Here is a 16,347-nt window from a genome sequence, read left to right on the forward strand (position 1 = left end):
CCATAATCATTTCAACTGGAGTTCACCCGCTGGTAGTCCAGGTAAAGCGTAGCAATCTGGGTTGAACTTGCATTTACATCCAGATAGCGGACGAGAACATAGTATCTGTTTATCTGACTCACGCTTCCATCTGTTGTGGCTGTATCCTGGAGCAGCTCTCCTGCCTGCAGGGTAATGTTGAAGTTCGACAGGGAATTACTGCTAAGGGTAGTCTTATTGTTCCAGCTCGAATTCGTGCCGTTCCAGATCTGGAGAGTGAAGTTATCATTCGATACATTGTATCTGAGCTGGAGCACCTGAGTTGTGCTGTCCGGGATACCCGTGGTATTGGTAGTAATGTTAAGGTCATAGACTGGCGTGTACCCGTGGATGCGCTGGTAGTCTATGGACAGGTTGCCCGGTCCTGTGGAGTTTTTGTCGATATACATTACGCTCACGTTTCCGGAATTGTATTCGGTACCGTTTAATGTATAGCTGAATACCGTCCATGTGGATGAATTCAGGCTTCCCCTGTTGTTCCATGCCGTTCCGTTGAAAACATACACAGAGTAACCGCCGGCTGTGTCATTGCTGTAGTTTATTTCAAGGTAGTAGTTTGTATCTATAGGAACCGAGGAGGTGTTTGTTGTTATATTCAAGCTGGAAGAATTGAGCGTGATATCCGGGTTATCCCATCTGACTTCCATCCATCCGCAACCGCAGCTACCCATGCCGCCATCGCTGGTAACATCCAATGTAGCGTTCAATAGTATGGTGTAGTTAGTGCCGTTTTGACTGAAATCCGAGGGAGATATCGAAAAATTGTTATAATTTACCCAATTCATGCTGCTTGGATCGACGTAATCCATGGGGTAAATCAATGTTCTGCTGCGGTCTGGTTTAATTAGGGTAACATTAAACGTACCGTTTACTCTAAGGCCATGAGCAATTGGCACAGAAAGATTCCTCAGACTAAAGCTTAGGTTTCCAGAATATGGGGTTCCATTTATCGATGAAATGTTCGGAGAACGCCATGATGCTTCTATAACGTCCCTTTTACTGCCCACGTTAATGCTTAGATTTACAAATAAGCTGCTAGGAGGGGTGCCAATACCGTCTGAACTGGTGTTACCGGCGAAGACTACATCCGTACAGACGCAATCAACAATAGTTCTATAAGAAAAAATCCATGAGCCGTTGTTGGTTGCAAAATTCGTCCAATTATTTCTTGCTTTGACCGCTGCTTCAGTGAAATTGGCAAAAGCCCCAGTGGCATTACTCTGCATATTTGTCCAGTTGGTTATGCTCCCTTTGGTCGTGGCATTGCTGTACACATAGGTATAATTGTTCCTCTGCGGTTCGCTAAATAAAGCCATTGCACCGCCATCGCTACCGTTCTGGGCATTGCTGAGGTTCGTGACGGTGCCGTTAGTGCTCAGGAAACCGAACACGTAGGTGAACACGGACGGGGTGGTGGCCGTATCATTCACCCATGTTGCATTCATATTGCCCGATGAATCCACAGTGCGTGTCCCTATGGTATGCGTAGAGTTGGGCCTGAAATAGTTCGCATTGAAGGACTGCGCAGGGCTGTTGCTCACGAAGACTCCGTCGATATACACCTGCGCATGGTCAAAGTCTGCATCTGCCGGGTTTGTCCACGTCCAGTTTATGGACAGCGGCGTAGTAGTATTGTGAGTTAGATTTGTTATGCTGGCAGGCGGCACAGCCTCCGAAGCACCTCCTGTGACGAACATATACTCGCTGCTGTTCACACTCGCATTGCCCGGGCGACTGCTGTTGATTATGAAGTAATATGCAGTATAGGGAGTCAGGGGACCTAAAGAAACATTATGTGATGAATTCTGCACATCACAAATTACCCTTGTATAAATCCCCGCTACCTTTCCATAGCTTACGCAACCATTGCTGCTGACATTCGCTGGAATATCGAGAGAATTGAATATATATCCTCCTGGCGTTTGATTAGCCGCTACGGTCACGGTATCGTTAGTATCCCATGTTATGATTGCGGAAAGGTTGGTTACACCAGCGATATCGATATCTGTTATTTCAAGATCCGTATCATTAGATGTATCCAGTGTCATTTGGGCATTTCCACTGCCATCGGTTGTGACTGAAGCCGGAGATACGTTGCCCTCGCCGGCTGAAAAGGAGATGGTTTTGCCAGCATCGATCTGTCCTGTTCCGTTTTTTAACGTGGCTGTGACCGTGTATGATGGCCCGGTGCCTGTATATGCGAGGGATATGAACCCGTTCTGTGAGGATGCCGGGTAAGCGAAAGTAGTGGAATACGCTGGATCGGATATGCTTGAATCAATATAATACAGGCCTGAACCGGTTGTCTTGAGCTGTATATTTGCTCTGCCGTCAGGCCCCGATACCGCCGAACTCTGAAGGAGGGTAGCAGTCGAATAAGCATTTGTTGGTGCTCGCGTGCTGTTGACGCTGAAGCTTACTTGCTTGTTGGGAACAGGATTGTTGTAAAAGTCCTGTACTTCCACTTCAAGGCTGCTAATTCCATTTACAGGCAGATTGACATTCTGCGGAGTCACCCTGAAAAGCCTCACTGGCGGAGAATGGGCAGGGGGTTTTTTGGGCATGGTCGTGACCTGCGTTTCACCCATTCTTATTACTATGGAATCGAAATATGCTATGACAATGCCATTGGCAGTGTCTATTTTTTTGATCACAGCTCCCTGGTTTTGCAGGCTCGATGGGTTGTTTGGGTCAGTCCACCAGTCCGTATACCGTGTGTGAAGGGTAAGCCACACGTTATTACCCACTACGGAATTCTTTGCCGCCGATGTGGAATAAATGTTCATCACCCTGCTCCCGATGTCTCTTATATTTTCAGGCTCGGTAGCATTCACACCCAGCAGATAGAGCGTGCCGTTGGCAAGGAGGGTCTGGGCGCTGTTTGTATAATTTGAGCCGTTGCGCCTTATCAACCCGTGCTCATAGGTGAAAGAGCTCAGGTTCGAAGTGCCGTGCAATGCGTAGGTTATTGTGCTCGTGCTCACGTTCTTGATGCTCGTTGCATCATCCATGCCGTCCGGAAGCACCTCATTGTACCGGACTTCAGCCCAGACATCTTTCTGGATGCTCAATGTGGTCCAGGCAGTCTCTTTCGGGTTGTAGACGAGAAATTTTGGTGAATACTTGAAACCCATGGTCACTGAGAGTTCCAGACAGGAACGAAGGTTAACTGCACATTTGTAAGGATTGTGATGCCTATGGCCAGGAGAAGGATAGCCCCGAGGATGGGTGATACGGCCTCGTCGTCTTGCAGTATGCCATATCTCATTATAATCATAATACTATGTTACCATATAATAATCTTTGTCTCGCAAGCGGAATCCCGGCATCCCCTATGTAGCTATTCCTGATGTATCACGATTCATTTTCGGGCGTTTCCTGTGCCGCTTCCCAGAGCGTTAATTTTCGGAATATTTAAATAGCATCATTATCATTATAAACATTATAATGTTATTCCAATGAGGTGATCTTGAAATGGTTAAAAAGAGTAAGAAATCCGGCAAAAAAAAATTCAGTAAAGATGATGAAGCTGTTTCCGCAGTCGTAGGAGTTATTCTCATGGTAGCGATAACCGTAGTCATGGCAGCTATTGTTTCTTCCTGGGGCTCAGGAGTTAAGGCGCCCGCATCTCCTCCAACTGTAGGGATTGATATTTCCCGAAACACCTATAACATCACTTTAACGGTAACAGCAATAGACCCGCCAAGCGCCGCACCATTACCCAATATTTCAGCCAAATATGCTAACTCCACATTAGATATTGGCACCTATACATGGGGCAATCTATCAAACGTAAACGTAGGAGATTCAGTGGTAATAGGCGCCAATGAGTCTGGACCCAGCCGGTTAATTATTGTAGCCCAATATAAAGACGGATCAAAAAAAGTTCTCTATAGCCAGGATACGTAGCATTCCAGTATTCTTCTTTTTTGAGTGCAAGAATAATGAAATCTGAAAAAGATAGATCTGGCAAAAACGATGAAGGTGTCTCTCCTGTCGTAGGAGTGATTCTGATGGTGGCAATTACTGTAGTAATGGCAGCTATTATATCCTCATGGAGCACGAGTGTCAAGAACCCGACCGCTCCGACCACCGTTGGTCTGAATATCCAGCGTTCCAGCTCAAATAATAACAATATTACTATTATCGTATCATCCATCGACCCCGTGAGTGCTGCACCCATACCCTATATAAATGCCACATATACGAATTCTTCAAACGGTAATATTGTTGCAAGCCTGGCAAATGCGAATGTAGGGGATTTGTCAACAGTACCTGCTAACGAAGCAGGGCCAAACAAGCTGGTGGTTACAGCAAAATATAAAGATGGTTCATCAAGAGTTCTGTACAATCAGATTATATAATCCCTTTTTTTATTCCGGTCATGGAATTAAAGTGTTGTTTATTCAAGAGAAAGTATTGTGTCAAAAAATAGAGAAGCCGATAAAATAAATTCAAGCATTAAGAAACGCATACTTGAAAATACCCTCGGGAAGAGCAGCGAGCATTATTTCATTCATACAATAGGTGTCATCATCATAACTGCGCTCCTAATCCCGCTTGCATTTCTCGTACTCGACTGGACATCCGGTATCAGACCCTCACCTGCACAGCCAGAGATATCGATCTCGGTAACAAGATCAGATCGGAACCTTGTTTCGGTCATGATATTATCCATCGGGCATAAAGAAACTGTCATAAAACACCTCTCATACAATACCTCTCAGGGTACCGGATTCATCAATAGAACCGATAGCCCTTTTGAGTTCGTGCGAGATGTTGGGGATTATGGGGTTATCCCGTTATCAGGCTATAACGAATACCTTGAGATCACAGCCGTTCTTGGCAACACAACGACCAGAATGTATAGCGGGAAAATATGAAATATTTACCTATAGCCTGTTCATGCCATGAACATAAAAAGGACATACGCAGCAGTAATCATTATCAAACTATGTTTTAATCCCCGCCTGGCATCCCCTTCACCGATCTGCCCTGCGACAAGACCGGAAAAGAACCCTTCCAGGAGAGAGGCATGGAAAAAAAGCCTCACATACAATGGCTTATCAATGCCAGAAAAGGCTATGCCTTCTACCGTTTCCCCCACTGAATCGGCTGAAGATGCCTGCATCTGCGGAAGAAAACCGGTTACCAGCGACCAGATCACATATAGAAAAACAAAAAATGAGATATAAAGTATAACTATCTGCATCCTGGTCTCTCTTTTTCTGTCCTCTTCCAGCGACTTTGCGATCTGTGCATCGGTTGAGGCTATCATAAGTGTGTCTTTTATGTTTCCGGTCATCCTGCTGGCATTTTCTATAAGGACGACGACCCTTTGCACCGTGACCGTGCTTACACGTTTTCCAAAATTCCGGAAGGCTTCAACTATACTGCCGTTCAACTCAATATCTGTGTTCAATTTATTTATTTCGGAATTCAAGATTCCAAGATTTGAGGACATAAGGCGTTTCAGGGATGCAGAAATGGTCAGGCCAGATTCATGAAGGTGGGAAAGCCTGCTCAGGAATTCGGGGAAATTCTCTGATATCCGCTCAATCCTCCTGAAATGCGCTTCCACGAACAGCGCGTAAGGAACCAAAACAATAAGCGTTGTAAAAACGAGATAGTCATCGATCTTAGAAATAAGTTGGTCATACTCGAGGCCGTAGTAATTATAGGTTGAAAGAATAAAGAACATCAAACCAACTGGAATTGAGAGGGATAGTATTCTTTCCGGAACCTCTGTCAGTTTTTTTAAGGGGTTCTTGAGAAAATCGTAGATCTGCATTCGCATATTTGCTTTCTGGACGAGGGGATTTTTGCTGTCTTCTTTTGAATCCTCCTCAATTTTAATGCTGGAATTTGAACCTGTTCCCTCGGCCAGGGAAGAAATAAAAAGGATGAAGAGCAGAGATCCGCCAGGAATTAAAAGATAGACGATACTCAGAAGAAGGAGGAATTTTGCACCGCCTATAAGGCCCAGGACTACAAGGAGGACAATTATAAAAAGCGGGCCTGCAGCAAGACCGGTGACGTATATCTCAGAGAAAAGGCTCAGTGTCTCCATGAACGCTTTATTCTCATTCAACGCTTTCAGCCTGTACTGCTCGGATTTAGCAAGAAAAAATGCAACCAGGTTCCCGCCGCTCGTGATCAATGTTGCAAGGCTCTCAAGAAAATTCTTAAAGCTTTCAGAGGGTGAATTGGATGCCGAGTTTTTCAATGAGGACTTGATGTCAAGGTTCAGGATCCTGGTATCTACCAGCAAACCCGCGGCTTCACGTGAAATCTCTCCATAGATATCTTTGTTCTTTACAATTATTTCAAAAAAACTGATGATGTCGCTGTTCCCACGGCTCAGTGCATGCATCAGGGCAATTGTGTGAGGCATTACGATATCTATCTTTCGGCCCCGGATCTTTGCCTGAAAGGATGGATAGAATAACACCGCGTTATAAACGGTGAAGCCAAAAATGAGTGCCAATAAAGGTATAATCAAAAATGAGATATTCCCGAGTATCGGCGTTAATCCGTCCTGGATAAGAACATACACGAATACCCCAAGCGGCAGCGATAAAAATACAGAAAGGAAATAAGCTCTTGAAATATACACCGCGAAAGGCACGCCAATGCGGGCCTGGGCATATTTATTAGCGAGCTCGGGATTATCTTCTGCTTTTGCCGATCCACGCCGCCCGAATAAAGTGTATGAAATGCGGTCAATGACATTAGAGCTCATTTAATCTCACTCAGGAGAGTTTTCCCCCCGGAAATCAGACTCATAACATTTTCCGGGTCGGAGCTATACATCCATATTATTTGGGAAACATCCCGGTAATCGCTTATGTCATTATCTATCATATACTGCAGGACTGCCTCTCGGTTCCTTAGTTCCGTGTCCATCCTTTCCCTGCTCCACCCCCTGCTGTACATTATGTCATCAAGTATTTTCGAGGAACCTGCACTTTCAATCGTATCATGCAAGGGATTCCATGTATACAGATCCCTGATGCTGATGTTGCCGCTTGTCGTATCTATACCTACGAATTCACAGAGGGTCTCCAATCTCCTTACTCTTCTTCCACCCACATATTTCAGCACCTGTACGACCATTATATCGAGGGAGCTCAGCATCATCAGGGGAATGTTCAAAGGCTCGTTAAGCAGCCTGTTGACTGCGGATTGTATGCTGTCTGCATGCATTGTGGAGAATGTGGTGTGCCCTGTGTTCATAGCCTGGAACAACGCATAAGCTTCCTTACCCCTGACCTCTCCCACAACCAGGTACTCAGGGCGCTGCCTCAATGCGGAGCGAAGAAGTTCGAACATGTCAATCGGTGCAGCTTCCTGTCCCAGGAAGGTCTCCCTGACCACCCCGGGTATCCAGTTCTTGTGGAACAGGGTTATTTCTCTTGTATCCTCGATGGTAATTACCTTCGATTCTGAGGGTATAAAAAGAGATACTGCGTTCAGGGTCGTAGTCTTGCCGGACGCCGTTGCCCCCACAAATATTGCGCTCTTGTTGTTCTCAACCGCGAGCCACAGATATGCCAAAGTTTCCTTATTGAAAGTTCCGTATTTTATGAGATCGGGGGGAGTGAAAGGCGCTTCCCTGAATTTTCTTATTGTGATAGTACCGCCCTGCGTGGTTACTTCACGTCCCAGGGTGGCCTCAAGACGCGAACCGTCCGGAAGCCTTGCGTTCAGCATTGGATACCCGGAAGAAATGGATTTGCCGCATATCTGGGCGAGTTTCATTATTGTCTCATTGAGCTCTTCCTCCTCGAAGGCGATGTTCGTCTCTATATTCGCGTATTTCCTGTGGTAGAGGTATACAGGCAAATCCGCTCCCACACAGGAGATATCCTCGATCATCGGGTCTTTTAAAAGGACATCAAGCTTATCATATCCCACATATGTTCTCTTTATGAAATACCAAATTTTCTGCAGGGATTTCATATCAAGATTGATCCCGTATATTTCCAATATTTTCGCAAAGTTGTTGTAGAGTATGATATCCTTGTTCAATTTGCCAAAATCAATCTCACAATCAAGGAGAATGGCCCTGAGGTCCTTGCTCACCCTTCCCAGGAGTTCCTCTTCAAAGGGATCAAGGACCGGCTCTGAAACGTGATATATATTCCTGCGTGTTTCCCTGTTATTGAGTATAGTAATGAGAACATAAGGTTTTAATATCCATGTCTGCTCGACCATCTCAAAATCTTTTGGCGGGATAAAACTGACGATATCGCCGTATTTGCCTGAGTCGTATTCAGGGATTTCCCTGATTTCTTCGCCTTTGAGCCCGCTCTGTATCAATTCGCAAAAAGCCTTTATCGATCTTACGATCTTTCCACTGCTCATTGCATGTGATTTCCTGGTCTTTTTCGAGCTCTTCTTTAAATTCCCGGAATCCTGGATATTTTCTGGTAGATTCTCAATGATATCGGATTGGTTCTCTGTGAAATCCGTCGTTTTGTACCTCACAATATTATCGAGCTGGTTTTCTATGTCCCGGGGCAATGCGATATCCAGGGTTTTATTCTCTATAATTTCCACAGGTTTATGTTCAAAGAATTCTCTGGTTTTATTTTCTGCGATATCCCCGAATCCATCCTCAGCAAGATCCTCGAATTTGCTATCCTGATTATCCTCTAATCTGTCCTCAACTCCATCTTCGAGTCTGTTATCCCGGACATCTTCGAATCCCATCTCGGCAAGATCCTCGAGCTTGTTATCCTGTCCATCCTTGAATTCCTCTTCAGTGAGATCTTCGAGCTTGTTATCCTGCCCGTCCTTGAATTCCTCTTCAGTGAGATCTTCGAGCTTGTTATCCTGCCCGTCCTTGAATTCCTCTTCAGTGAGATTCTCGAGCTTGTTATCCTGCCCATCCTTGAATTCCTCTTCAGTGAGATCTTCGAGCTCGTTATCCTGCCCGTCCTTGAATTCCTCTTCAGTGAGATCTTCGAGCTTGTTATCCTGCCCATCCTTGAATTCGTTAACCGCGAGATCTTGAAGTCTATTACTGAGTTCATACTCGAATCTGGTCCCGGAAGGATTTTTATGATTGAATTCCTTTTTTTTCCGGAGCCTGTTTTTCGTGATGTTCTGGAGTTTAATTTTCTTTATATCTTCTAATTCAAGCTCTGATGCGTCTTTAGGCTCAGGTTTCTTGATCTCTTTGGGTAATATGTAACTGAAAATATCACTTTCAATTTTCGAAGAGTTCTTGTTTTTGCCTTTTGTAGTCCGTCTGGCTTTATTTTTCGTTGTGTTTTTGGACTGGTTTTTCGTAACAGGTTTGGACTTTTTTTTGTCCATTCCTATATTACGAACCCTCGAATCGATCATCATTCTATTTTTAAACATCAAACTATATATGATTATGCTAATCATAATGTAATAAACATCGGGCCTGTGACAGAAAAGTATAGAATTATCAAAAAGTTATACTGTATAAAGAAGCTCACTACTTCGTTATTTGACGATAGCCGCTTCGTTAGTTTTATATGCTCCAACATCGTTACCCAGCATTAACATGACCGAAAATGCAGCTATTGCTTCTTCGTCGTCTGATGCTCTTTCTTCCGGTATCTCTCCCGCCATCAATGGCGGTTATCAGAGTATCAGGAACAGGCTTGCGGAAAAGATGGCTGGAGAAATAACGCTCTCAGATAACCCCGGCGAGACATTGAAAAAATGGCGCTCCGTTTTTGAGATTTCCCAATCCGACCTTGCGGCGTTCCTTAAAGTCTCACCCTCAGTTATCAGCGACTATGAAAGCGGCAGGAGGAAATCCCCAGGGATTTTCATTGTCAGCAAGATAGTTGATGCAATCCTGGATATGGATACGGCAAAAGGCGGATCGAAGATCCGTTCATACGAAGGCATTCTCCAGGGTGGTTTTAATCAGGAAGCAATTTATGATATCCACGAGTATCTTTCGCCCATCTCGGTGGAGGAATTGACCAAACTTATCAAAGGAGAAATTGTATACGCTCCAGGCAGCGAATTCATAAAACCGTTATACGGCTACACGATAATTGACAGCTTGAAGGCGATTCTCACGCTTTCTTACAACGAATTCCAGAAATTGTACGGGTGGAGTTCTGAAAGAGCGATGGTATTCACTAATGTTTCAACAGGGAGGTCGCCGATGGTCGCACTGAGGGTGACTAACCTGAAACCCGCCCTTGTTGTGATACACGGGCTTCCGGCATCACAGGTTGATCCGATAGCAGCCAAGATCGCTGAAATAGAACGAGTACCGCTGATAAGCTCAGTCATGCCAATAAGCGATCTGATCCGTGCGCTTCAATCGCACGATATAAAACACTGAATATTAATAATATATAAAATTGAAAAGACTGAGGTAAAAAAATGAATGTAGGGATAGTTTCATATGGAGCTTACATACCACGCTACAGGATAAAGATCGAGGAGATAGCCAAGGTATGGGGCGATAATGCAAGCAGTATAATTGAAGGGCTTATGGTTTATGAAAAATCAGTGCCCGACATGGACGAGGATACGATCACGATAGCCGTAGAGGCTGCCCGTAATGCTGTAAACAGGGCAAACGTGGATCCCGAAAGGATAGAGGCGGTATATACAGGCTCGGAAAGCCATCCTTATGCCGTAAAACCCACAAGCACTGTTGTGGCAGAGGCTATCGGTGCCACCCCAAATTTGACCGCTGCAGATTTTGAGTTTGCCTGCAAGGCAGGTACGGCGGCGATGCAGGCATGTATCGGAATGGCCGAATCGGGCATGATCGATCTCGGGCTGGCCATAGGTTCAGACGTGTCACAGGGAGCTCCAGGCGATGCTCTTGAGTTCACTGCTGCCGCTGGCGGTGTAGCATTCATCATTGGAAAAAAGGACATAATAGCGAAGATAGAATCAACGTATTCATACACCACGGACACGCCTGACTTCTGGAGAAGGGAAGGTATGCCATATCCGGAGCACGGCGGGAGATTTACCGGGGAACCCGGGTATTTCAAGCATGTCACATCAGCGGCCACCGGTCTTATGGAAAAACTTGGCTCAAAGCCTTCAGATTACAATTATGCCATATTCCATCAGCCCAATGGAAAGTTCCCTGCAAAAGTTGCCAAAATGCTTGGTTTCTCAGGAGAGCAGATCAAACCCGGCCTGGTGGTATCCCGTCTTGGGAACACATACTCTGGTTCCTGCATGATGGGACTCGCGGCTACCCTTGACATTGCTAAACCCGGGGACAGGATATTTGTTACCGCCTTTGGCTCGGGCGCAGGAAGCGACGCGTTCAGCATGACAGTCACGGATAAAATCGATGAGGTTCGAAATGGGGCGCCCAGTGTTGAAGAACTCCTGGCTAACCCTGTGTACATAAATTATGCTACATACGCGAAACATAAAGGCAAGATCAAATTATAAGGAGATGATTTCATGAGGGACGTAGCAATTATCGGAGTGGGATGCACTGAATTCGGCGAGTTATGGGAAAAATCTTTCAGGGAAATTTTTGTGGAGGCTGGAATAAGTGCGATAGAGGATGCAAATATCCAGGGCGGGAAGATCGAGGCGCTCTATGTGGGGAATATGAGCGGAGGCCGATTTATCGAGCAGGAGCACCTTGGTGCTCTGATCGCTGATTACTCAGGTCTTGCAAGCCTCCACATACCTTCGACGCGCGTGGAGGCGGCGTGTGCCTCTGGAGGACTGGCGCTGCGGCAGGGGATCATTGCCGTAGCATCGGGCTATCATGATATAGTCATAGCAGGCGGGGCCGAAAAAATGACCGATGTGGATGTCGTAACCACCACAGATGCGCTGGCAGCGGCAGCTGACAGGGAATGGGAGGGCGTGATGGGCGCGACTTTTCCAGGGCTTTATGCGATGATCGCCAAACTTCACATGCATAAATACGGGACAACCAAAGAGCAACTTGCACAGGTTGCGGTCAAGAACCACCACAACGGAACAATGAATCCGAAAGCCCAGTTCCAGAACGAGATCACTGTTGACACTGTGCTGAACTCGGTCATGGTGGCTGACCCTCTTCATGTCTTTGACTGCTCGCCTATCACGGATGGCGCCTCTGCCGTGGTCATTGCGCCTGCAGATATCGCCAAGAAGTATACAGATACGCCTGTGTACGTGAAAGCGTCGGCTCAGGCAAGCGGCACGCTGTCGCTTCACGACAGACCTGATATAACAACGATCGATGCCACCACGGCTGCAGCTAACAGGGCATATAAGATGGCAAAGATCACGTCAAAAGATATCGATTTTGCAGAAGTGCATGATTGTTTCACAATAGCAGAAATATGCGCGATCGAAGACCTCGGTTTCGTGAAAAAAGGAGAGGGCGGAAAAGCTACTGAAGAAGGCATGACCGCCATCGGAGGCAAGATACCGATAAACCCATCCGGCGGGCTGAAAGCATGCGGCCATCCAGTTGGAGCGACAGGAGTTAAGCAGGCTGTAGAAATCACATTGCAGCTGCGTGGTGATGCCGGTAAAAGGCAGATAGACGGCGCGGAAATAGGCCTTACGCATAACGTGGGTGGTTCAGGCGGTACTGCCGTTGTTCATATATTCGGAAGGGAGAGGTAACAATGTCGGTTCCAAGATTCTGGAGAAGGCTTAAAAACCTGTATAATCTCATAGGCACAAGATGCCAAAAATGCGGTGTGCCCTACTATCCACCCAGGAACATGTGCCCGAAATGCAGGAGGACCGGGAAAATCGTTCCTCACAAGTTCAGGGGCCTGGGAGAAGTGGTGACATATACCATAGTGCACAGCTCTACCAAGGATTTTGAAAAACATACCCCATACATTCTGGCAATCATCAAACTCGAGGAAGGTCCCCAACTTACTTCACAGGTGATATGTGATCATAACGATATCCATATCGGGATGAAGGTAAAATCGGTGTTCAGAAGACTCGGGGAAGAGAGCGAGAAGGGTATGATTTATTACGGCACGAAATTCGTTCCTCTGGCAAATCCGTCAAATAAGATTTGACAAATCTCGGATTCATGAAACCTGTCAAATAAGGATTTATTCTCTCTGGATCCATTAAGAGATGAATGTAACATGAAGTTACATCTATTGGGCATGAGGGTTTCTATCTTTCATTGTTTTTTCTGCATTCAATTAATCATGGAGAGCACGAAATAACATAATTTCAGATGAATACTTTCGCTCCGCTTGCCAATTATTTAAGTGCCGTTATAAACTATCATTAAATTCAATAATGGAAAGCAAAGGTATGAAAATGGATAATAACTTGATAAGAATGAAAAAAAATCATACTTCCAAGGAAAATCTATATTCATCTATAGTGACGATATAAGCTAGCGAATAAGACGAGGGTAGCAGAAGGCAATTATGAAATTGATAGAGGATGAATTTCAAACATATCATAAAGTTATTTTAGGTGATACGTTACAGAATTTAAAGAAATTTGAAGATGATAAATTTGACTTAATTATAACATCTCCTCCATATAATGTTGGAAAAGAATATGAAGTAAAAAAATCTATCGAAAAATATTTAGAAGAACAAGATGAAGTAATTGAAGAATTAATTAGACTAACTTCGCCTAAAGGTAGCATTTGCTGGCAAATAGGTAATTATGTAAATAAAGGAGAAGTTTTTCCTTTAGATATTTTCTATTATCAAATTTTTAAAAAACATGGATTAAAACTGAGAAATAGAATTATTTGGCATTTTGGTCATGGATTACATGCATCGAATAGATTTTCAGGACGCTATGAAACAATTTTATGGTTTACGAAATCTGATGATTATAGTTTTAATTTAGATAATGTGAGAATCCCTGCCAAGTATCCTGGAAAAAGATATTTTAAGGGACCTAAAAAGGGGCAAATATCAGGAAACCCCAAAGGCAAAAATCCATCCGATATATGGGAAATAGTAATTGAAGATTGGGAAAATGAACTATGGAATATTCCAAATGTAAAATCAAATCATCCTGAAAAGACAGATCATCCTTGTCAATATCCTGTTGAACTTGTTGAAAGATGTATTTTGGCTCTTACCAATGAAAAGGAGAGTTGGGTTTTAGATCCATACGCGGGTGTAGGTTCTACTTTAATAGCTGCAATAAAAAATAAGAGAAATGTAATAGGTATTGAAAAAGAAGAAAAATATGTAAATATCGCCAAAGAAAGAATAAATAAATTATTAAATGGAACCTTGAAAGTCAGACCCATTAATAAACCGATACATACTCCATCACCAAAAGATAAAGTAGCACAAATTCCTTTAGAATGGTTACATGGTAATATAAATGAAAATAGCTCAGAAGTATTCACATCTTAATGGCGAAGAATATTTGATTGTTCATCATAAAAATTTGTATGATGAAATAGTTGAAATAATCACTAACATAGATGCTAGCAGATTAAAAAATAAAATAAGCAAGGAAAAGACCAAAAAAGGAAAATCGCTTTACAGTCCAAGAAATATTAATAAGGAATTTGAAGAGAAGTTTAGACCAAAAAATTGGAAAGAAAGCAGATACCAATATTATATTACATTAGATAGAAAATTAATGGAAGAAAGCATTTCCATACCTTATAACGAACAGAAAGAGTTTTTAATGACGCATGGAGAGAAGAATCCAATTTTTTCTTACAATCAGACAGATTTTGTCAAAGATAAAATTGCTGTAGAAGTACAATTTGGAAAATATCCATTTGTCGCCTATGATCTATTTGTCAAACATATGCTCTTTTATTCAGGTGGTGTGATTAATTTGGGGATTGAAATATTGCCTACTAAGCTAATGCAGTCTGAAATGTCATCAGGAGTGGCGTATTATGAAGGGGAAGTATATCACGTATTAAGACACGGTAGAAATAATCCGCCGGTTCCATTGTTGATTTTAGGTGTTGAACCTTGATCTGAAAAGATACATATCTTTGATACCCTGAAAATTTATCTCAATATGTGCCCGTGCTAAACGATAAGTTATTTACTTAGGAATATTGTTATTGAGTTAAATACAAAATGGCAATAAATAACATGAATTATTATAAAATAGGCGTATATTTAGATTGTAAATTAATAGATAAAGCGAATAAAAAATATAAGCGCTCCTTTTTATAACTTTATAAAAGTCCATTACATACTAAAGAATAGTTTATTAACATTATACAGGATAGAGAATATTGGTTGAAATGAATAATCTGTCTCATAAGTCTTCTACAGTCGATGAACTGGCTGAAAAGATCAGGCCCTTTTTTTCAGTTTACGATATCCAGCAGCAGGATGATAATATCTATTTCTTTGGGGTCCCGAAAGAAGATATCAAGTTGATTTACCCAAAACTCTGGTCTGTTTTCGCTGAAAAAGGGTATCAATTCATCCCCAAATATGAATTGGGGGAACACATGCTTATAGCCGCGCCCATGAAGCCGGTGCGCGAGCGGCGCTGGATAAATATCGTGCTGGCTCTCGCTACTGTTATTACCACGATGGTCATGGGCTCATTCCTTTTCGGGGCAGATCCCGTAGGTAATCCTTCGGATGTATTGAAAGGTATCCCTTTCACTATCGCGATCATGACCGTTCTGGGAGCCCATGAAGCAGGGCATTATATCGTGGCAAAAAAACACGGCATGCACACCTCATTGCCGTATTTCATCCCGTTCCCGAGCCTGATAGGCACGATGGGCGCAGTGATAAAGCACAGGGGGCCGATACCCAGCCGGGAAGCGCTTTTTGATGTGGGGATATCGGGCCCGCTTATTGGCCTTATTGTCTCGGTTATCGTGACGATCATAGGATTGCTTCAACCTCCTGTCGCCCATGCATCACAGGGATTCCAGATGCAGCTTGGGCTTCCGCCCCTTTTTGAATTCATCACGCGGTTCATTTCAGTCGACGCCACCTCCCCGATACATCCGATAGCTTTCGCGGGCTGGGTGGGGATGCTTGTAACCGCTTTAAACCTGATACCGGCGGGGCAGCTCGACGGAGGGCACGTTCTTCGGGCAATGCTTGGTGAAAAGGCATCGCATATCTCAACCATATTGCCCTTTATACTGATCTCCCTTGGATTTTACGTGACATATTTCCTGAAAAAAGATGGCTTCATGTGGGTCTTCTGGGGGCTTCTGTTATCCCTGTTCGCGGTGGCGGGACACCCGAAACCCCTTAACGATGATGTCCCGCTTGGCAAAGGGCGAATGTTGCTTGGAATTGTTACCTTTATTCTGGGGTTACTCTGTATTACATTGACTCCTTTTCAGGTACAATGACAAATGAAACATACATTTCTAGA

General features: G+C 43.9%; 13 protein-coding genes. 10 read left to right on the forward strand and 3 right to left on the reverse strand.

Annotation, left to right across the window (positions count from 1 at the left end; translation table 11 throughout):
• Positions 1-11 precede the first annotated feature (11 nt).
• The gene (locus O8C65_00785; GenBank protein MCZ7355441.1) at positions 12-3,173 is read right to left on the reverse strand and encodes a hypothetical protein; all 3,162 of its coding nucleotides are present in this window, start codon (positions 3,171-3,173) and stop codon (positions 12-14) included.
• A 340-nt stretch (positions 3,174-3,513) separates the two neighbouring features.
• On the opposite strand from O8C65_00785, the gene O8C65_00790 reads away from it, so the two are divergent.
• From O8C65_00790 to O8C65_00800, 3 genes are read left to right on the forward strand one after another with little or no spacing between them, the layout of a single operon-like run.
• The gene (locus tag O8C65_00790; GenBank protein ID MCZ7355442.1) at positions 3,514-3,948 is read left to right on the forward strand and encodes a type IV pilin N-terminal domain-containing protein; all 435 of its coding nucleotides are present in this window, start codon (positions 3,514-3,516) and stop codon (positions 3,946-3,948) included.
• Positions 3,949-3,983: 35 nt separating this feature from the next.
• A complete protein-coding gene (locus tag O8C65_00795; GenBank protein ID MCZ7355443.1) occupies positions 3,984-4,403 on the forward strand; it encodes a type IV pilin N-terminal domain-containing protein in 420 nt (139 codons plus the stop codon).
• Between the two features lie 57 nt (positions 4,404-4,460).
• Positions 4,461-4,922, forward strand: coding sequence for a hypothetical protein (locus O8C65_00800; protein ID MCZ7355444.1), 462 nt, complete (start codon positions 4,461-4,463; stop codon positions 4,920-4,922).
• Between the two features lie 20 nt (positions 4,923-4,942).
• On the opposite strand, the gene O8C65_00805 is transcribed toward O8C65_00800, so the two are convergent.
• Positions 4,943-6,781 (reverse strand): type II secretion system F family protein, encoded by a 1,839-nt coding sequence (locus tag O8C65_00805; GenBank protein MCZ7355445.1) that lies wholly within the window; start codon positions 6,779-6,781, stop codon positions 4,943-4,945.
• The gene (locus O8C65_00810) at positions 6,778-9,363 is read right to left on the reverse strand and encodes an ATPase, T2SS/T4P/T4SS family (GenBank protein ID MCZ7355446.1); all 2,586 of its coding nucleotides are present in this window, start codon (positions 9,361-9,363) and stop codon (positions 6,778-6,780) included. Before O8C65_00810 ends, O8C65_00805 begins: the two co-directional genes overlap by 4 nt.
• Positions 9,364-9,691: 328 nt before the next feature.
• On the opposite strand from O8C65_00810, the gene O8C65_00815 reads away from it, so the two are divergent.
• The 7 genes from O8C65_00815 to O8C65_00845 all read left to right on the forward strand — a co-directional run bounded on the left by O8C65_00815 (position 9,692) and on the right by O8C65_00845 (position 16,324).
• Positions 9,692-10,381, forward strand: coding sequence for a helix-turn-helix domain-containing protein (locus O8C65_00815; GenBank protein ID MCZ7355447.1), 690 nt, complete (start codon positions 9,692-9,694; stop codon positions 10,379-10,381).
• A gap of 41 nt (positions 10,382-10,422) precedes the next feature.
• Positions 10,423-11,463, forward strand: a complete 1,041-nt coding sequence (locus tag O8C65_00820; protein MCZ7355448.1) for a hydroxymethylglutaryl-CoA synthase — start codon at positions 10,423-10,425, stop codon at positions 11,461-11,463.
• A gap of 12 nt (positions 11,464-11,475) precedes the next feature.
• Positions 11,476-12,645, forward strand: a complete 1,170-nt coding sequence (locus O8C65_00825) for a thiolase domain-containing protein (GenBank protein ID MCZ7355449.1) — start codon at positions 11,476-11,478, stop codon at positions 12,643-12,645.
• A 2-nt stretch (positions 12,646-12,647) separates the two neighbouring features.
• Positions 12,648-13,058 carry a Zn-ribbon domain-containing OB-fold protein gene (locus tag O8C65_00830; GenBank protein MCZ7355450.1) on the forward strand — a complete coding sequence of 137 codons (411 nt, stop codon included), beginning with the start codon at positions 12,648-12,650 and terminating at the stop codon, positions 13,056-13,058.
• A 366-nt stretch (positions 13,059-13,424) separates the two neighbouring features.
• Positions 13,425-14,381, forward strand: coding sequence for a site-specific DNA-methyltransferase (locus O8C65_00835; protein ID MCZ7355451.1), 957 nt, complete (start codon positions 13,425-13,427; stop codon positions 14,379-14,381).
• Positions 14,350-14,964: a BglII/BstYI family type II restriction endonuclease gene (locus O8C65_00840; GenBank protein ID MCZ7355452.1), complete on the forward strand. Its 615-nt coding sequence runs from the start codon at positions 14,350-14,352 to the stop codon at positions 14,962-14,964. Before O8C65_00835 ends, O8C65_00840 begins: the two co-directional genes overlap by 32 nt.
• Before the next feature lie 277 nt (positions 14,965-15,241).
• A complete protein-coding gene (locus O8C65_00845) occupies positions 15,242-16,324 on the forward strand; it encodes a site-2 protease family protein (protein MCZ7355453.1) in 1,083 nt (360 codons plus the stop codon).
• The last annotated feature ends 23 nt before the right edge of the window (positions 16,325-16,347 follow it).

This window comes from Candidatus Methanoperedens sp., from assembly GCA_027460535.1.
Taxonomy (GTDB): Archaea; Halobacteriota; Methanosarcinia; order Methanosarcinales; family Methanoperedenaceae; genus Methanoperedens.